At 58.3% G+C, this 18,375-nt stretch carries 19 protein-coding genes; 18 read left to right on the top strand and 1 reads right to left on the bottom strand.

Features of this window, described 5'->3' with window-relative positions:
- Position 1 precedes the first annotated feature (1 nt).
- Positions 2-910 (bottom strand): MBL fold metallo-hydrolase, encoded by a 909-nt coding sequence (locus LGH82_RS10650; protein ID WP_227348446.1) that lies wholly within the window; start codon positions 908-910, stop codon positions 2-4.
- 115 nt (positions 911-1,025) lie between these two features.
- Here LGH82_RS10650 and LGH82_RS10645 point away from each other — a divergent pair, with 115 nt between their 5' ends.
- From LGH82_RS10645 to rfbC, 18 genes are all read left to right on the top strand, one after another.
- Positions 1,026-1,619, top strand: coding sequence for a biotin transporter BioY (locus tag LGH82_RS10645; RefSeq protein WP_227348445.1), 594 nt, complete (start codon positions 1,026-1,028; stop codon positions 1,617-1,619).
- 799 nt (positions 1,620-2,418) lie between these two features.
- Positions 2,419-2,955: a transcription termination/antitermination protein NusG gene (gene nusG, locus LGH82_RS10640; protein WP_227348444.1), complete on the top strand. Its 537-nt coding sequence runs from the start codon at positions 2,419-2,421 to the stop codon at positions 2,953-2,955.
- Positions 2,956-3,222: 267 nt separating this feature from the next.
- Positions 3,223-4,485 carry a sugar transferase gene (locus LGH82_RS10635; RefSeq protein WP_227348443.1) on the top strand — a complete coding sequence of 421 codons (1,263 nt, stop codon included), beginning with the start codon at positions 3,223-3,225 and terminating at the stop codon, positions 4,483-4,485.
- A gap of 53 nt (positions 4,486-4,538) precedes the next feature.
- Positions 4,539-4,874: a hypothetical protein gene (locus LGH82_RS10630; RefSeq protein ID WP_227348442.1), complete on the top strand. Its 336-nt coding sequence runs from the start codon at positions 4,539-4,541 to the stop codon at positions 4,872-4,874.
- Positions 4,871-5,197: a hypothetical protein gene (locus tag LGH82_RS10625; RefSeq protein ID WP_227348441.1), complete on the top strand. Its 327-nt coding sequence runs from the start codon at positions 4,871-4,873 to the stop codon at positions 5,195-5,197. The genes LGH82_RS10630 and LGH82_RS10625 overlap by 4 nt, the downstream gene beginning before the upstream one ends.
- Before the next feature lie 71 nt (positions 5,198-5,268).
- Positions 5,269-6,218, top strand: a protein-coding gene (locus LGH82_RS10620) for an IS630 family transposase (RefSeq protein WP_227343924.1) whose coding sequence is annotated in 2 segments (ribosomal slippage) — positions 5,269-5,611 and positions 5,611-6,218 — 951 coding nt in all. Because the reading frame shifts where the segments join, the coding sequence is not laid out codon by codon here.
- Entirely contained in the window at positions 6,215-7,009 is a 795-nt protein-coding gene (locus tag LGH82_RS10615) for a glycosyltransferase family 4 protein (RefSeq protein ID WP_227348440.1), read from the top strand. The genes LGH82_RS10620 and LGH82_RS10615 overlap by 4 nt, the downstream gene beginning before the upstream one ends.
- A gap of 23 nt (positions 7,010-7,032) precedes the next feature.
- On the top strand, positions 7,033-7,497 hold the full coding sequence (locus tag LGH82_RS10610; protein ID WP_227348439.1) for a hypothetical protein: 465 nt from the start codon (positions 7,033-7,035) through the stop codon (positions 7,495-7,497).
- Positions 7,498-7,946: 449 nt separating this feature from the next.
- Complete coding sequence (locus LGH82_RS10605) at positions 7,947-8,429, top strand: hypothetical protein (RefSeq protein ID WP_227348438.1); 483 nt, start codon at positions 7,947-7,949, stop codon at positions 8,427-8,429.
- 318 nt (positions 8,430-8,747) lie between these two features.
- The gene (locus tag LGH82_RS10600) at positions 8,748-9,119 is read left to right on the top strand and encodes a hypothetical protein (protein ID WP_227348437.1); all 372 of its coding nucleotides are present in this window, start codon (positions 8,748-8,750) and stop codon (positions 9,117-9,119) included.
- 117 nt (positions 9,120-9,236) lie between these two features.
- On the top strand, positions 9,237-10,043 hold the full coding sequence (locus LGH82_RS10595; protein WP_227348436.1) for a tyrosine-protein phosphatase: 807 nt from the start codon (positions 9,237-9,239) through the stop codon (positions 10,041-10,043).
- Complete coding sequence (locus tag LGH82_RS10590) at positions 10,040-10,807, top strand: polysaccharide biosynthesis/export family protein (RefSeq protein ID WP_227348435.1); 768 nt, start codon at positions 10,040-10,042, stop codon at positions 10,805-10,807. The genes LGH82_RS10595 and LGH82_RS10590 overlap by 4 nt, the downstream gene beginning before the upstream one ends.
- Before the next feature lie 106 nt (positions 10,808-10,913).
- Positions 10,914-13,238 (top strand): GumC family protein, encoded by a 2,325-nt coding sequence (locus LGH82_RS10585; RefSeq protein WP_227348434.1) that lies wholly within the window; start codon positions 10,914-10,916, stop codon positions 13,236-13,238.
- A complete protein-coding gene (locus tag LGH82_RS10580; RefSeq protein WP_227348433.1) occupies positions 13,126-14,385 on the top strand; it encodes a tetratricopeptide repeat protein in 1,260 nt (419 codons plus the stop codon). Before LGH82_RS10585 ends, LGH82_RS10580 begins: the two co-directional genes overlap by 113 nt.
- The gene (locus LGH82_RS10575) at positions 14,382-15,653 is read left to right on the top strand and encodes an O-antigen ligase family protein (protein WP_227348432.1); all 1,272 of its coding nucleotides are present in this window, start codon (positions 14,382-14,384) and stop codon (positions 15,651-15,653) included. Before LGH82_RS10580 ends, LGH82_RS10575 begins: the two co-directional genes overlap by 4 nt.
- A complete protein-coding gene (locus tag LGH82_RS10570) occupies positions 15,590-16,411 on the top strand; it encodes an IS5 family transposase (RefSeq protein ID WP_227343936.1) in 822 nt (273 codons plus the stop codon). The genes LGH82_RS10575 and LGH82_RS10570 overlap by 64 nt, the downstream gene beginning before the upstream one ends.
- Before the next feature lie 524 nt (positions 16,412-16,935).
- Positions 16,936-17,817, top strand: coding sequence for a glucose-1-phosphate thymidylyltransferase RfbA (rfbA, locus tag LGH82_RS10565; RefSeq protein WP_227348431.1), 882 nt, complete (start codon positions 16,936-16,938; stop codon positions 17,815-17,817).
- Positions 17,818-18,372 carry a dTDP-4-dehydrorhamnose 3,5-epimerase gene (rfbC, locus tag LGH82_RS10560; protein WP_227348430.1) on the top strand — a complete coding sequence of 185 codons (555 nt, stop codon included), beginning with the start codon at positions 17,818-17,820 and terminating at the stop codon, positions 18,370-18,372.
- Positions 18,373-18,375 lie beyond the last annotated feature (3 nt).

The following is an 18,375-nucleotide window of genomic DNA, read 5'->3' as shown; positions in this document are numbered from 1 at the left end:
TTTATGCGGCAGGCGCGAAGGTGCCATCGATTGCCGGGGCGCCGTCGGTGCTGACCAGGCCGCGCGCCACCAGGTCTTCCAGATGGGCAAGCACGGACAGCCCGGCCGCTCCGTGCAGGAGTGGATCGGTATCGCGGTAGATCGCCTTGACCATGTCCTTGATCGTGCGATCGCCGCCCCTGATCCGTTCCAGGATCGCCCGTTCGCGCATCTTTCTGTGGGTCTTCAACCCTCGCATGAAACTGCGTGGCGCCGTCACCAGTCCACCATGGCCGGGCAGCAGCAGGCGGTCGTCGCGTTCTATCAGCCGATCCAGCGAGGCCATGTAGTCGGCCATTGCGCCGTCCGGTGGCGCCACGATGCTGGTTGCCCACGCCATTACGTGATCTGCCGAAAACAGGATGCCGGTTCCTTCCAGCGCAAACGCCGCATGATTGGCGGTGTGGCCGGGGGTCAGGACCGTTCGCAGCGACCAGCCATCACCATCGACAATCCTTCCGTCGGGGAGCGCGACATCCGGAACGAAATCAGTGTCGGCGCTGGCGTCGAGCGGATTGACCTCTCCGATCAGCAAGGGTCGGGCCGGGCGGTGTGGGCCCTCGGCCAGAACAACGGCGCCTGTATGCTCTTTCAACCGGGCTGCCAGCGGGGAATGGTCGCGATGCGTATGGCTGACGAAAATGTGGCTGACCGGTCTGCCAGCGATAATCGCGAGCAATGTCCGAAAATGCGCGTCATCGTCCGGCCCCGGATCGATCACCGCCAGTGTGTCCTGCCCGACAATGTAGCTGTTAGTGCCGTGAAAGGTGAAGGGGCCGGGATTGGGCGCGGTGACACGAAGCACGCCGGGAGCCACAATTACACCTCCCCCGTAGGAGGGGTCGAAGCGGGCATCAAACTCAAGGGCCATGGCATCGTGCTCTGTTGGTGAGGCGGCAAAAGCGATTGCCGCATAACACGGAAGCCAATATAGGAAAACGCGAGGCCGCGATCATCAGGAAGCGGCAACCGGAATGGGGATGACCATGGCAATTGCAACAACGATGCGCCCGCTTGTTTCTCTGGCTCTGCCAGAAAAGGGCGCGGCGCGGCTGGCGACACAGCTTTTCCTGGCCATCGTGGGAACGCTGCTGCTGACCGTTTCGGCCAAGACGAAGGTGGTGCTCGGCCCTGTCGACATCTCGATGCAGACGCTGGCGGTCTTTCTGATCGCCGCCGCGTTCGGCCTGCGCCTTGGCGTCGCCACCCTGCTTCTCTACATGGCCGAGGGCGCCATGGGCTTCCCGGTCTTTCAGGGCACCCCGGAAAAGGGCCTCGGCATTGCCTATATGCTCGGCTCGACCGGCGGCTATCTTGCCGGCTTCGTGGTCATGGCGGCGATCGTCGGCTGGGCCGCGGATCGCGGCTGGGATCGCAATCCGGTCAAGCTTCTGGGCGTGATGCTGGTTGCCGAAGCCATCATGATGGCGATGGGCTTTGCCTGGCTGGCGCAATTGATCGGCCCTGAGAAGTCGTGGCAGTTCGGCGTTATGCCGTTCGTCGTCGGCGACCTGATCAAGGTCGCGCTGGCTGCGAGCCTGGTGCCAGCCGTCTGGTCGCTGCTGCCGAAGCGCGGCTGAATTTAGGAACATCGTTGGTATCGGCCATCGCCAGGCAATCACAGGGTTGCCTGGCGATGGCTTTTCAAGCTGCTGAAACAACTTTGAAACGAACATCGATCTGACTTGATTCTAGCCCGCGATAGATTGCGGGCGCCCGATCCATCAAATCGGGAACAGGCTTCTCCCTTGCTGCCCTGGCAAAAGGGGCTTCACCCAAGACCAAAGCGCCATGGTGCTATTTCCCGCCTGCATAAGGCGGCCGCGCTTGCCTGTGGGCTACACCGCTCGGATATGCGTCTGGCTCTGATCTGGAGTTCGCGATGAAGCATCGACTTCATGGCGCCGAATGACGCCGTCGTTGCCGCAACCCAATAGCAGGGCAGGGCTGCATGATGACACGGTGTCAGTGCGTGGCAGCCGAGCCGGCGTGACGACGCGTCGCACCAAAGGATGCGCGTCGCAAGCGCTGGGGTTTTCGAGGTCGAGAGCGCCGATGGTCAGCGCCTCGGCTGAATGGAGTAACTATAAGTATATCAAATATAAAAATGCTATAAATACGATATATACTGTCAAAATACCATGGATTGCAAAAATAAGTAGGCAATTTTGGTTTCAGAACACTTTCAAATGAAGCCAGAAAGGCCGGAACGTTATTCCATGATTTTTTGGTATGTTAGGGGATGATTGAATAGTGTCGTGTGGATTATTGTGGAGAGGCCACTTGATGGCCAATCCATACTGACGTAGTTCTGATTCCCGATTGCGTTGGAAATAACGAAGGCGATGCGTTTTGATTCGATCGAACCAGGTGGCCAGAGTGCCAAATGCATCGCGACCGTTGCCCCTCGCCTATCCAGCAACGCGTTGGTATGCTGCTGGCGTTTTCCCTGGAAAAGAAAGCATCGCTGAACAGAATCTTCAAAAACAGGGCTTTGCTTCTTTTGTGCCCCGCTATGAGAAGACCGTTCGTCACGCCCGTCGCTTGGAGACGCGCGCCGCGGCATATTTCCCGGGCTACATGTTCGTGGCCCTGGACATTGGTTTGCAGCGCTGGCGCTCGGTCAACGGCACGTTCGGCGTCCGGTCCCTGGTCATGCAGGCTGAGCGGCCATTGCCGGTCCCGCCTGGCCTCGTCGAGCGGTTCATTGCGTCGACCGGAGAAGACGGCTTGCTCGATTTCAGCGCGGGCCTCGTCGCGGGCGCGTCGGTTCGGATTCTTTCAGGCCCTTTCGCGGAGATGATCGGCCGTCTCGACCGTCTCGATTCGACCGGCCGGGCCCGGGTCCTGATCGCGATCATGAATGGCGAAATCCCGGTGGATCTGGAGTCCAGGGATCTCGTCGCACTGGCATAACCGGAGAGCGTCAGTACTCGGTGTGTGTGGTGTAAAGTGTAGAAGAATAAGCTTTCGGGTTTTCACCCGGGAGTGCGGTAGCCGTTATTTGATAAAGTAACTGCTAATACAAGTCTGGCTGAAGCGGACTTGACCGATCCAGGACATATACAAGTGTCCGGTGCCGCTCATTCAGGTGACCATGCCGCGACCGGGCGGCTGCAAATCCAAAATCGCCAAGTCTAAAGATTGACAGGGTACGACCTGACAAACCTGAACGCCTCCACCATGAACCTGCCCAACCAAAGGCATCTGCTGCTGCGGATGCGCTTCCAGTTGCTGGGCGGGCTGACGTTTGCGATCGCGCTGCCGGCGTTGATCCGGATGTCATTCGATCCGGAGGTGATCGTCTCACCCAACATGCAGATGACGATTGCCGCGGCGTTCATTGCGCATACGACAGGATACCTGGCCCACAAGCGTATCGGCAATTTCCCCGGCGTGGCGGCCACCGGCTACATCCTGCCGACCTTCGCCTTGTCCTACTGCGTGGTGTTCCTGACCATTTTCTTCTTCCGCATCGATTACAGCCGGTTTCAGGCGGCGGCCAGCTTCATCCAGTCGACACTGTGGTATTTTGGCCTGAGCCTTGCCACCCGGCGGCTTGATCCTTATCGCCTGGGCATCATTCCCGGTGGCGATGTCGACAAGCTCGAAAGCATTTCGGGCGTGAGCTGGCACTGGATCCGGTCGCCCGACGAGATTGTGCAATATGCCAGTGGCGTGGTGGCCGACCTTCGCGCCGACCTGTCGGACGAGTGGGAGCGCTACATTGCCGACCGCGCGCTGTCGGGAACGCCCGTCTACCATGTCAAGCAGATCACCGAGTCGCTCACTGAGCGCGTCGAGATCGAGCATCTCTCCGAGAACACGCTTGGGTCACTGAACCCGAACCAGGCCTACCTCAAGATAAAGCAGGCGATCGACTGGATGGCGGCGCTGTTCGTCCTTGTCGTTTTTTCGCCGGTGTTTGGATTGGTGGCGCTCGCGATCAGGCTTGAATCCCGTGGCCCGGCTTTGTTCAGCCAGGACAGGATGGGCTACAGGGGCAACGTCTGCACGGTCTACAAGTTCAGGACGATGCGGCTCGCCGCTCCCGCCGGCGACGAAAAGGAAAAGGCGATCACCAAGGCTGGTGATACGCGCATCACGCGCCTTGGGCGGCTCCTCAGAAAATCGCGGATCGACGAGTTGCCGCAGGCCATCAACATCCTGCGCGGCGAAATGAGCTGGATCGGGCCGCGCCCCGAAGCGCTCGTTCTGTCGCGGTGGTATGAGGCGGAACTGCCGTTCTACCGCTACAGGCACATCGTTCGGCCCGGCATTACCGGATGGGCGCAGGTCAACCAGGGCCACGTGGCGGCGGTTGAGGAAGTTTTGGAAAAGCTCCACTACGACTTCTACTACATCAAGAATTTCTCGCCCTGGCTCGACGTCTTGATCGTGTTTCGCACCGTCAAAACCATGTTGACCGGCTTTGGCGCGAAATAGCCGGCCGGTTTGACGTCATCACAAACATTGAGATTGCTAGCGCAAGAGACAAAATGAATCTGGATTCCAAAAAGATAGGCATCGTCGCGCCTAGCTATGTGGGATTGCCTTTGGCAATTGCCTTTGGCGCGACGACGGATGTGGTTGGTTTCGACATTAATCAGCGCAGGATAGACGCCTTGCTGCATGGTGACGATTATACTCTCGAAGCCAGCCGCGACGACATCAGTGCGGCATCGCGCCTGAAATTTACCGCCCACAAGGCCGATCTGCGAGAATGCGGTATCTTCATCGTCACGTTTCCGACGCCGATAGACAAGGCTAACCGGCCGGTCGGGCGGCTTGTGGATTGGTATCGGGCGTACTTCAAGGACGGTGCTCCCGCGTGAAGAGCCGCTCGATGTTTTCCGCCCTGCGCGAAATGTTTTCGCATATTTCGCGCAAGCGTCGCCGGCAGCTTGTCCCGGTTTTAGCGCTGATGCTCGCCGGCGCCTTGGCTGAATTGGTGTCGATCGGTGCTATCCTGCCTTTCCTGGCCTTGATCGCCAATCCACAGAAGGCGCTCGCTCTAGGCGCGATCAGTTCAGCCCTGGAAAGGGTCGGCCTCGACACGCCGACGAAGATCGTCGCGGCGGCGGCACTGGTCTTTGCACTATCGGCGGTCCTGGCCGGTGCGGTGCGGTTGCTGCTAGAGCAAAATCCGAGCGGATAGAATCGATAGGGGTTTCGTTGGGATTGGAAATCTGATTCAGCATATCTGCTGGATTCGGAGGCCGGCATGGCATGGCGAAATCCTTATCGGAAGATTTGCGGGCTCGGGTGGTCGCAGCGGTTGATGGCGGCCTGTCGCGACGGGCGGCAGCGGCGCGATTTGGCGTGGCGGCGGCAAGCTCGGTGCGTTGGGTCCGGGAATGGCGCGAGACCGGAGCCACCTGCGCAAAGCCGCAGGGCGGCGACAGGCGGTCCCACCGCGTTGAAGCGTATCGCGACATCATCCTGGCGGCGATCGAGAGGCGGGTGGACATCACGCTGGTCGAACTCGCCGAGTTGCTGCGACAGGAGCATGGCGCGTCGTTTGCGACGAGCACGATCTGGCGGTTTCTCGATCGTCACTCCATGACCTTCAAAAAAAAACGGCGCACGCCAGCGAGCAGGAGCGGCCAGACGTGGCGGCGCGACGAAACGCCTGGTTCGACGCCCAGCCCGATCTTGATCCCGAGCATCTGGTCTTCATCGACGAGACCGGAGCCTCGACAAAGATGGCTCGACTGCGGGGGCGCACGAAGCGCGGGATGCGGTGCCGATCGCCAATCCCGCATGGCCATTGGAAGACGACGACGTTCACCGGCGCCCTGCGCCTCACTGGCATGACCGCGCCAATGGTCCTGGACGGCCCGATGACTGGCGAATGGTTTGTCGCCTATGTCGAGCAGGTTCTCGTGCCGACGCTGCGGCCCGACGATGTCGTGATCCTCGACAACCTGCCGGCGCACAAAAGCGCAGCCGCCCGTGTGGCGATCGAAGCAACCGGCGCAAGGATGATGTTCCTCCCGCCCTATTCCCCCGACTTCAACCCGATCGAGAACGCCTTTTCCAAGCTGAAATCGATTCTACGCAAAGCCGCCGCACGAACCGTCGCGGAATTGTGGGATACCATCAGCGCCGCACTGCCTTGCTTCACACCAACCGAGTGCGCCAACTACTTCGCCGCAACAGGATATGAGCCGGAATGATCAGATTCTGCTCTAGCGTAGAGGGGTTGGGAACTGTATTTTTGAATGGTGGACCCCTTCAGCATTTCGTGGAAATCTTGTATAGAATATCACTGAAGAAAGCTGTTCGCGTTTTCTTTTTGAATCCGGAAGACATGGAAGTTTTTACGCTTAGGGGTCTCGTTGACGAGGAAAGCTCAGTTCTTTTGCCCGGGACGGGCGTGGACCTAATGCATTTCCGTACAGTGAATGCGCAGGAAAATCAAATTTTTCGTTTTTCATTTATTGGTAGAATATTATGGGATAAAGGAATTGCCGAATATATATCTGCGGCACGCATCGTGCGAGAGCAATACAAGAACGTGAAGTTCACACTTCACGGCTTCCTGGGAGTGGATAATAGATCGGCGATACCGAAAGAGATTGTGGCTCAATGGGAGAGTGAAGGCGTCGTGGATTATATAGGCTCCACGGATGACATCCGGGACGTGATCGCGGCTTCTGACTGCATAGTGTTGCCGTCCTATCGGGAAGGCCTGTCCCGGACGTTGCTTGAGGCGTCGGCAATGGCGAAGCCCATTATCGCATCGGACGTTCCGGGATGTCGAGATGTCGTCGAGCATGGAGTCACCGGGCTTCTTTGCCGTGCTCGCGATGCGAAGGACTTAGCAGAAAAGATGCTCGCAATGCTGCGAATGGAAAAGCGGGATCGCGACAATCTGGGTCTCAATGGGCGACGGAAGATGGAGAGGGAATTCGATGAGGCAATAGTTTTGAAAGAATATAGAAAAGTGATTGATTCCATCAATTAATAGGTACTTTGGGTGTGCGTAAAATGACGGCGATTTCCGTCAAGAGAGTAGGTATATTTACTCTGGTGACTGTTCTATTTGCTGTCGCTTTTCTCGGCATCATTGTCTCGCAGAAAGGCGCGCCGCCGCCCCCCAAGCGCCTTGCCGTCGTTCGGCCCTTCGAAGGCAAGCTCAACATCCAATCCATTGATGACCTGCGCGTCGGCGGCCGCAAGATCCTGCTCTGCGGTGCTGCCTTCACGAAACCGCAGGCGTTGCGGCAGCTGATCACGCAGGCGGCGCGGCGGGATTATCAGGGGCTCGGCGTCGCCTGCAAGCCTGTCGGCGCCGGCACGCCTTGTGACGGCAAGGTTGCGTCCAGGTTCGGTGACGCCTTTGTTGTGCAATGTCTGATGCCGGACGGTGCGGATCTGGCCGCAAGGCTCACCCAGGGCGGCATGCTGTGCGGCCAGCCAGCGCAGGCGGGCGACGCCTACAAGCCCTGCTGACGAGGCGTCGGCCCGGTTGCCCGGGGCTTCGCCGGCAGCCGCCACTCAATAGGCTCCTGAGTGCGGGATGGGGACGAGCGAGCGCCCTTGTCATCAGTGCAATACAAAATAATTCTCGCGTGCGCGACAGTATCTCTATTTAGTCAATCTAGGAGAAATAGATACCAACAGCGGCGTATACCTTACGATAAACCTGTTGTTGATTACAATCACGTTGAAAGGATATTCTGAATTGATTCTGACTGGATTGGATTCCTGTAACCAAAAATCAGAAATGGTCTATTCGGTTTGGCTAAATTGCTGTAGTTATTCGGACACACAGAGGTGAAGAATCATCTGGAATGTGCGAAGTGAGTTGGAATTAGGGTCAAAAGCTGTTACGGGCTGATTTAAGTGCCTTTGACTTGGGCGTGCCCGAGGGTACGTAGGATAAAGAGGATCCAAGACAGATGAACCTTGTTATGAAAAGCGCGCTGGCCGGATTTGTCGCTACTGTTGCATTGGGTCCGGTTTCGTCATTCGCCGAGGAGGCGGCATGCGGCTGCGCGACCGCCTACCAGGGGTCGGCAAGCGCGATCGGGTCCATCCTGCGCGTCGATGGCGACGTGATGGTGGCGCAGACGGCTGGTTATGGTCCTGCCAAGGCGGGAAGCGCCCTGGATTTCGGCAGTCGTGTCGTGGTCGGCCCCAAGGGGGTTGCATCCGTCCGTGTCGGCGGCTGCAATCTTGATGTGCCTGCGAATTCGAGCCTCGATATTTCCCGCGTCGAGAACAACATCTGTCTCAGGGTCGTGGGCTCGGAGCATACGGCTGCCATTCCGTCGAACGGTGGTGGCGGGTTTGGTCCGCCTGAAGCGATTTTCTCGGGCGCGCTTCTCACCAGTGGCGTGCTCGCGGCAACGCAGGATGATGGCAACGGCGTCAGCCGCTAAGGTATATGGTCGCGGCCACGCAGCTGTTCCGCCCTTGGTGGGGCATGGTCGCGACGATTGGATTTGATTGGGGTGAGTATTCCGGCGCCAAGCAATGTGGTTTATCTGGTTCGTTAACCATATCGCTTTAGCTTTTGATTGGCGCGATGTGGTTTGCCCTGGCGGGGCGGGGTTCTAAAAGGGGTGTACATGAAAGTTTGTCATCGGCTTGGGGTTGGCTTCGCCTTCGTGGCAGTGATTGCCGGCGCTTCTTTTTCGGCATCGGGAGGCGCATTCGCGCAGGCCGCGAAATCGTGCTCCTGCCTCGCGGCGATGCCCGTGGCCGGCAGCGCCGTCGGCAACATCACGCAGGTCAACGGCGATGTGCGGATGTCCCAGGCTGGTGGTTACGCGCCGGTGAAGGGTGAAGCGCCAGTCTATTCCGGCGCGCGCATCATGACAGGGGCGCAGGCTTCCGCGTTGCTGAGCGTTGGCGCGAATTGCGCGCTCGATGTTCCCGCGAACGCGACCGTGAAGGTTGATCCGGTGGAGGGTGGCATGTGCGTCTCGCTCAATACGCCCGAGGCCACGGTCGTGCCTGCCAGCTCGGGGCCTGATCTGGTGCCGGTGCTGCTGGGCGGTGGCGCTATCGGCGGCGCGGCGGCACTGATCCTCAGCCTGCAAGATGACGACAATTCCGTCAGCAGGTAGCCGACGTCAGCCGTCTTGTTTGATTTTGTCAAATGCGTCATTCGCCATCGCGGGTGACGCATTTGTCTTTTGCCGGGGTGGAATGGCTGCTTTGTCTCGGAGCAGCGAGAGACGCTAATGATCGATCTGCATTCCCATATCCTGCCGGGTCTCGACGACGGTTCGCCAAGTCTTGCTGAATCGCTCCAGATGGCGCGGCAGGCGGTGGCGGATGGGACGACCGAGATGGCGTGCACGCCGCATGTCACGCCGGGCATTTATGAGAACGGAACCGCGAATATCACCCGCGCCGTTCGGGCCTTGGAACAGGAGTTGCGCGATGCCGGCATACCGCTTTCGCTGTATGTTGGCGCGGATGTTCATGTGGCGCCTGATCTTCCCGAGCGATTGGCTGATGGTGCCGTGCCGACATTGAACGGCTCCCGCTATTTCCTGTTCGAGCCACCGCATCATGTTCTGCCGCCGCGCCTGGAAGATCTTGTGGCGCGGCTCATAGATTCCGGCTTCGTCCCGATTCTTACGCATCCCGAGCGCCTGACCTGGATCAAGGCCAATTACGATGTTGTTGAAAGATTGAACGCGGCAGGATGTCTTATCCAGATTACCGCCGACTCAGTTATCGGTGCTTTCGGGCGTTCGGCACTTTACTATTCGGAAAAGCTGATAGACGAAGGTAGAGTGGATATTATTGCGTCCGATACCCATGGCGCCAGGCGGCGGCGGCCCGGGCTGTCTCAGGCGGTTGTCGCTGCGGCGAAGCGATGCGGGGAAGATGAGGTCTACAGTATGGTGGTGAAGCGCCCGAGCGACATATTGGCGAACCGTCCGCTTGAGCCCATTGGCAAGGCGCATGCGAAAACTGGCGCCGTCAAAGCTGGGCGCTTCGCGGGATTGGGGCGGTTGTTCAAGGGTGGGTCGGTATGATCGGCGCTTGCTTCCCGAAGCGCGTTGTAACGGTCGCGCTCCTTGCGTTGTCCGTGTCGGCTTGCTCAAGCACCTCGTCGGCGCCGACATCAAGTTCGGTCGATGCGCTGCAACTCGCGTCAACGTCGGCGCCGCTTTCGGGTGGTGGAGCCCTGAGGGTCGTCAAGGATCTGCCCGCGCCGCAAAACACCCAGAATGGCAGCGAGCAGCCCTTGTCTCCAAACGACGTGCTCGAGGTCAACGTATTCCAAGTCGATAATCTGAACAGGACCGTCCAGGTCGATGCCAGCGGGCAGATTTCCCTTCCGCTCATCGGAACGCTGACCGCAGCGGGGAAGACCGTCCGACAGCTCGAGAAGGAAATCGAGACCGCCTATGGCGCCAAATATCTGCAGTCGCCCGACGTCACCATCTTCGTCAAGGAATCGATCGGTCAGCGCATCACCGTCGACGGCGAGGTCAACAGGGCCGGTATTTATCCGGTGTCGAGCAACGCCTCCCTGATCGATGCCGTGGCGCTTGCCGGGGGCTTCAACAACGTCGGCGATGCGGCGAAGGTCTTCGTCTACCGCAATATCGGTCAAAACACGCTGGTCGCGAATTACAATGTCGAGGAAATTCGTGCCGGCAAGAGCCGCAATCCGCGGATCTATGGCGGCGACAAGGTGGTCGTGTTTGCCTCGAAATCGAAGATCGCCGTGAACAACCTCAAGGATGCCCTTGGCCTTGCCTCAAGTGCGGCTCGACTTGCAGTGATCCCATAACAAAGATCATGGCCTCGCCAGAATTCAGACGAATCTAGGATCACCCCGCGCAATGCTCGATCGCAACAGTCAGCATCAAATCGCAGGTCCCGGACACGGTCAGGCTGTGTCCGCGGATCTCTATTATGATGGCGCGCAGAACTATAGCCCGTATGGCCGCGACCATTCCGATCAGGACCAGGGGTTCAATCCGCTCAGGCTGCTTTTCTACGTTGTTCAGTATCGATGGCTGATTGTCATGATGGCCGCAGCCGGGCTCGTGGCCGGTGTCGTCGTGACCATGATGCAGACACCGAAGTATCAGGCAACGACCCAGCTGGAGGTACTGGTCCCTTCGGCAAAGGTTTTCCAGGACATCGAGGTGGTTTCCGAAAACAGTGACGTTCGGGCCTTCCTGACCGCGCGTGAAAAGCTGAAAAGCCGTGCGCTGGCCCAACGCGTCGTCTTCCAGCTCGGCCTCAGCGAAAAGCCCGATTTCCTGTTTCCGACGCCAGACTTCTCGCTCGGCAATATCTTCTATCGTGCCTTCGGGATTTCCAAATCGGCCTCGGTCGAGGAAAAAACCCCTGAGCAGCGCGAGAGCATCGCGATCAACCGCATTTTGAATGATCTGACCGTCAATCTGGTGACCAACACCAGCCTGCTGTCGATCACCTTTGTGGACCAGAAGCCGAAATATGCAAGTGACGTCGCCAACCAGATTGCGCAGAGCTTTATAGATCAGCGTGTCGACCAGACCAGCGAAACCTCCGATCTGGCGCGGCAGTTCATCCAGGAGCAGGTTTTGCAGGTCAAGCAGAAGCTGCAGAAGTCCGAAGAGGAACTGGTTGCCTACGCCAAGGATGCGGGCATCACGATCACCGGCAATGACAAATCGCTGATAGGCTCGAACATCGAGGCCCTGAACACCGCGCTTGCCACGGCGATCCAGGACCGTCTCGATGCCGGACGGGCGGTGGATCAGATCGACAAGGGGCGCGGCGCAAGTCTGGGTCCAGTCCTTGAAAGCGTGGGATTGCAGAAACTCAACGAGAAGCTGGCGGATCTGACCAGCCAGTACCAGCAGAAACTCGGCATACTGAAACCCGGCTTCCCGGAAATGCAGCAGTTGCAGTCGCAGATAAAGGAGTTGCAGCGCCTCTATAACAACGGAGTCCTGGCGATCACGGATTCGTTGCGGCAGAAGTATCAAGAAGCGCAGAACAAGGAAGCCGACCTGAAGTCAAAACTCGTCGAGATGGAAAAGCAGCAGGTCGTCTTCAATGACAAGAATATCAAATACACGATCCTCAAGCGCGAGGTCGATTCGAACCGGTCGCAATATGATAGCCTAATCGCCAAGCTCAACGAGGTTGGCGTCAGTTCAGAACTCAAGACACAAAGTGCTGCTATCGTTGATTTCGCGACCCAGCCCGAGCGACCCTATTCACCCCGCCTGAGCATCAATCTGGCGATTGCGCTGGCGCTCTTCATGGCGCTGAGCGCCTCGGTCATCTACATTATCGAGCTGTTGAACAACACCTTCACCAATCCCGAGCAGATCGAGAAGGAGCTAGGGCTGGCCATGCTCGGCATCTTGCCGATGGTCGACGACCGGGAGGTTGCGGCCAGCGTCGCCGACCAGAAATCAGGGTTGTCGGAAGCCTATCGTTCGCTGCGTACTTCCCTGCAGTTCTCGGGCGCGGAAGGCGCGCCACGGTCGCTGCTGGTCACCAGTTCGGAGCCGTCGGAGGGAAAGTCGACCACCTCGTTCAAGCTCGGCCAGGATTTTGCGGCTCTGGGCGCCAGGGTTCTCCTTGTCGACGGCGATCTTAGAAAGCCGAACCTCCATCGGCTGTTCGGCCTCGACAACACGATGGGCCTGAGCAACCTCCTCACCAACACCGTCCGCAAGGAGGATCTGGCCGGGATCTTCAGGGCGACGAAATACCCCAACGTGGCTGTGTTGACCTCGGGAACAATCCCGCCGAACCCTGCCGACCTGCTGTCGTCACCGAAGATGGCGTTGATCATCACCAATCTTGGCAAGCGCTTCGACTTGGTCATCATCGATGCGCCGCCGGTAGTGGGGCTTTCGGATGCTCCCATTCTCAGCCGGCTTGCCGAAGGCACATTGATGGTGATCTCCACCAACCAGGTGACACGAAAGTCGGCGAAGACAGCATTGAAGCGCCTGCGGGCCGCAGGGGCTAATGTTGTTGGCGCCGCGATGTCCAAATTTTCCGTCAACAAGTTCGATTACAACTACGCCTATAAGTATATGAACTATCAATATTACGAATACGGTTCGAATACTCCAAGGATTGAGGGCAAAGTCGATGACGGAGCAGACCATGCCGCTCATGCAAAATCTCCGGCGTTCAGGCGTTTTGTTCGTCGCATCCGCTCTGGTATTGGTGGCTTCATCGATCGGGCTAAGTCGGTTTCTTGAAACCGAGACGCCTGCCGTTTCCCTGGCGCTCAATCCTCTGAACGTCGACGCGCTGATAGGTGAGATCACCGGCGAACTGAATGACACAAGCAAGGCGCCTGATCTCAAGGCATTGGCTACTAGGACCGAGGGGGCGCTTCGCTTTGACGTCGGGGACGCGCGTCTCTACAGCCTGCTTGGCGAGATCAAGTATCGGCAGGGTGAAAGAGATCAGGCTTACGAGCTTTTCGACCGGGCTCGAAAGCTCTCCAAGACAGAAATACACGCTTTGCAGAGGTCGATTGGCCGTTCAGTTGAAACAGGCGATCTGTCAAAGGCCGTCGGCGAGATCGACATATTGCTGCGGCGCTGGCCGGACAGGTTTTCCGCCATCGCCGACGGGTTGCCGCTGGTCCTCTCCAATCCTGGTGGCTACAAGGCAGTGCTGGCGGCCATTACGGCGGAGGCGCCATGGCGAGCCAGCCTGTTCGCGTCCCTCGTCAAGACGCCGCAAGGACTCGATACCGCGAACCGGCTGCTGCTCGATCTGACAGCGTCGGGCGCGCCGCCAGAACCGCGCGAGTTGTCCACCGTGATTGGCGGCTACATTCGTCAGAAGCAATACGAGCCGGCATACCGGCTGTTTCTGTTCAGCCTGTCCGAGCAGGAGCGGAAATTGGGCGGATACATTTTCAATGGTACCTTCGAACCCGTATTCAGTGGCAAGCCTTTCGACTGGCAGGTTCGTGACCAGTCGGGAATGGACGTCACCTTTGCAACATCCCAGGATGTCGTCGAGGGCGAGGAAGGGGTGACAATCAGGTTCTTGAACACCCCGGTCAAGAACTCCGCCCTGCAGCAGTACATTGAATTGCCGCCGGGATCCTACAAGATATCGCTTATCGCATCCGCACGAAATCTGAAGCTTCCAAAGGATTTGTTCTGGTCGATCAGATGTGTGGACCCGGCTGGCGAAATGACGCGCTTCGAAATTCCCGAAGGCACCTTCAATCGCCAGAATCTAAGTCAGGATTTTTCGATCGGGCCGGCTGCGTGCCCCATGCAGTTGTTGAGGTTGGAAACCGCCGCCATCGCCGAGAGCTGGCGGTATCGATATGTCGGCACATTGATCATGCACAAATTGAGCATCGAGAGAATTTCGTCGTGAGCGGGCGGGTGTCGGAATGGGATAAATATCTCCTCGGCTCGGTTTTGTTTGTCTCCCTGCTGATTGGCGGGGGCACGGCAAGTGGCCTCTTTACGGACACGCTGATCGAGATCATGGCGATCGTCACGGGGGCCGTGGTTTTTTCCCGGACATCGAGCCAGGGCGCTCCCAGATTTGCCGTGTGGCTGCTTTTCTTTGCCGGGGCGTTGCTGGTGCTTCAGGTCGTCCCGCTGCCCGCTGCCTTCTTCAGCCACTTTCGGCCGGAGTTTTTACTGGGCGATCCTTGGCTGGCCGGAGAAACCCGATTTCGCTTTGTCAGCGTGGGAGTCGGGCGAACGATAGAATGCCTGCTTTATCTTGTGGCATCGTCCGCGTTCTTCTTGAGCGTGATGCGTTTGCGCATCGAACAGGTTTATGGCCTGCTGCCGTTCTTTTTCATGGGCGTCATCTGCAACGGCCTGGCTGGAGCGATCCAATATTCGCTCTCCAATGACATTGCCATCAAGGGATTGTTGCCGTTTACGATCAATGCCGGGCTTTTTGCCAATCAGAACCATTTTTCGGCTCTGCTTTTTGTTTCCATCCCTTTCGTCGTCTATTACGGCCTGTTCCGTGGGCATCTCGTATCCGGTGCGCTTGGACTGGTCACGCTGCTGCTGCTGCTTTTGGCCGCCGGGTCGCGTGCCGGCGTTCTCATCGGGCTGGCGATCACCATGATATCGGTCATTTTTCTGTCCGCACGCTCCAGGATAAGTGGGCTTGGCATCCTCGTGCTTTTCGTCGGCCTTTCGATCTACACGATTGGCGCCTGGACGAAGATCGATGCAAAAGTGATTGATCCGGCTTTCGGGCGCGCTGAGTTTGCTCGCACCACCATCGAAGGGATCAAGGAAAACTGGGTCACCGGCATCGGATTCGGCAATTTCCAAAAAGCCTATCAGGTATATGAAAAAGAGGGGATGATCTTTAGCGCCTACGTGAATCACGCCCACAATGACTATCTGGAGATAGCCTTCGAAGGTGGGATTTTTGCGGTTGTGCTGATGGCGATCTATTTTATGTTGCTTCTTGTTTCATATGCCGGAATTCGCCGTGAGCCGCTTCAGAAGGCGGCATTTCTCTCAGTGTCTGACCCAAAAAGAAGTTGGGTGATATCAATGACTTGTGATTCAATCGGAGTTGCGAAGCCTCGACGGAGCATCACATGTGGACTGATATCACCCGCGCCAAGCATGCCCGAAAGGGACTACGTTATTCAAGCGATTTGACGGACGCGGAATGGATGGTTCTGGAACCGCTGCTTCCGCCTCGCTCGGCGCTTGGCCGCCCGCCGAAATGGTCGCAGCGGTCTATCATGGAGGGCGTGTTTTATGTGCTGCGTAGCGGTCTGCCTTGGCGAATGCTGCCCAGGGACTTGCCGCCGGTATCGACGGTGCAGCGCTATTTCTACGCTTGGCGCGACAGCGGCCTTTGGAACACGATCAACCACCTGCTGCTGATGGCCGTGCGTGTCGCCGCAGGTCGGGAGGCGTCGCCCAGCGCCGGCGTAATCGACAGCCAAAGCGTGAAAACCACTGAAAGCGGCGGGCTTTGTGGCTACGATGCGGGCAAGAAGATCAAAGGCCGAAAGCGCCATATCCTGACCGACACCTTGGGCCTGCTGGTCGGCGCGATCGTCCATACCGCTGACATCCAGGACCGAGACGGCGCCCCCGAGGTTCTGGCTTCTATTCGGGAAAGCTTTCCCTGGCTGCGCCACGTCTTCGCCGATGGCGGCTACGCCGGTGAAAAACTCCAGACCGCGCTCAGGGGAAAAGGTGGCTGGACCCTCGAAATCATCAAGCGATCCGACGCCGCAAAAGGCTTCGTCCTGCTCCCGCGCCGGTGGGTGGTGGAACGAACCTTCGCCTGGTTCGGCCGCAACCGACGCCTGTCCAAGGACTTCGAGCAGACCATCGAAAGCTCCACGGCTTGGCTGCTCCTCGCATCCGTTCAACTCATGACACGGCGCATCGCAAATCCATGATATCCATCAGAAATATTATGAGTCAGACTCTCAGTATCTTTCCTGCTTGTCCACTCCCTGGTCGACTATCCGTTGCGCACCGCCGCACTTGTGATGACGTTTGCCTATATGAACGCCATCATCTTTCATCGAGGGTTCGCGGAACGCTCAAGTCAGAAGAGGGCGTTGATGGAGGTCGATCACAATGGCGATAAGCTGTTTGTGCCGGTCGGGGCCTCGTCCTAGTCCGCATACTGCCCCGTATCGATCTGACAATTGGTGGCCCAATTGCGAGCTCTCCCGATGTCTCCCCGCCTGTGCGACTGGAATCCGCGGAAACCCGTGCACCGGGTGATCAGGTTTGTCCATCCGACGGTTCGAGGACCCGCGGCTTGTCCTGCCTCCGCATGGGTGCTCAGTCCTGTTCTCGCCGGGGCAATCCCGGCGTTTGTTCCTACCCAAGATTGACAAGCCGTCGCGCGAAACCTAAGCAACGATCAACTTGCGTCAGGGGCTGGGGGCCACGACAGTTCAAGGAGAGCTTGTTGAAAGGGATTATCCTTGCCGGAGGCAGCGGAACCAGGCTCTATCCGCTAACATTAGCGATATCTAAGCAAGTTCTTCCGATATACGACAAGCCGATGATCTATTATCCGCTGAGCGTGTTGATGCTGGCGGGGATTCGCGAGATTCTGGTCATCTCAACGCCGCGCGACTTGCCGGTTTTCCGTGATTTGCTTGGCGACGGTTCGGAGTTCGGGCTCGAGTTGTCCTATGCGGAGCAGCCCCATCCCAACGGCTTGGCGGAAGCGTTCATCATCGGCCGCGACTTCATCGGCATGGACAGCGTGTCGATGATCCTTGGCGACAATATCTACTTCGGCGAGGGTCTGTCACGGCTCTGCCGAACCGCGGCTTCGCGCGAAAGCGGCGCGTCGGTATTCGCCTACCATGTCGATGATCCCCAGCGTTACGGCGTGGTCTCCTTCGAAAAGGGTACTGGCCAGGCGCTGACAATCGAGGAGAAGCCGCGACAGCCAAAGTCCAACTGGGCCATCACGGGCCTCTATTTCTACGACAATGATGTCGTCAATATCGCTCCGACGATCCGGCCGTCAGAGCGTGGCGAACTCGAGATCACCGCGATCAACAATGTCTACCTGGAACGTGGGCAGTTGCAGGTTCACCAACTCGGTCGCGGCTATGCATGGCTCGACACCGGCACGCATGACAGCCTGCACGAAGCCTCGTCGTTCGTGCGAACGATCGAGCATCGTCAAGGCATCAAGGTTGCTTGCCCCGAGGAAATTGCTTTTGAACAGGGCTGGTTGACGGCGGACAAGGTTCTGCAGCGTGCCGATCGCCTGGGCAAGAATGAATATGCCGCCTATCTGCGCCGGCGTGTCATCGACCTGTCGGAGGGCTAGGTGCTGGAGGTTAGGTCTCTTGGTCTCGGCGGCGTGCTGGAGATCATGCCGAAGCGGTTCGGCGACGCACGCGGGTTCTTCGTCGAAACCTACAATGCCCAGCGGTTTTCGGAGGCGGGCATCGACCTGCATTTCGTCCAGGACAATCACTCCTATTCCGCCGCCGCGGGCGTGCTGAGGGGACTTCATTATCAGCTCCCGCCGCGCGCGCAGGACAAGCTTGTCCGCGTCATCCGCGGCAGGATTCTCGATGTTGCGGTCGATATCCGCAAGGGCTCGGGAACCTTTGGAAAATGGGTCGCGCTTGAGGTTTCCGCCGAGAGGGGCAACCAGATTCTGGTACCCAAGGGCTTTGCGCACGGCTTCGTGACGCTCGTGCCGGACACTGAGGTTCTGTATAAGGTCACCGACACTTATTCGCCGGAGCATGACCGGTCGATCCGCTTCAACGATCCCAGCATTGGCATCGACTGGCCTCCGGTGGCCGGTGGGTTTCAACTTTCGGACAAGGACCTCAAGGCGCCAACGCTCGCCGCCGCCGAGGTGTTCGCATGAGGA

The organism is Mesorhizobium sp. PAMC28654 (assembly GCF_020616515.1).
Classification (GTDB): Bacteria; Pseudomonadota; Alphaproteobacteria; order Rhizobiales; family Rhizobiaceae; genus Mesorhizobium.
Note: the sequence above shows the minus strand (reverse complement) of the source record. Positions and strands in the feature narration are given on the sequence as shown.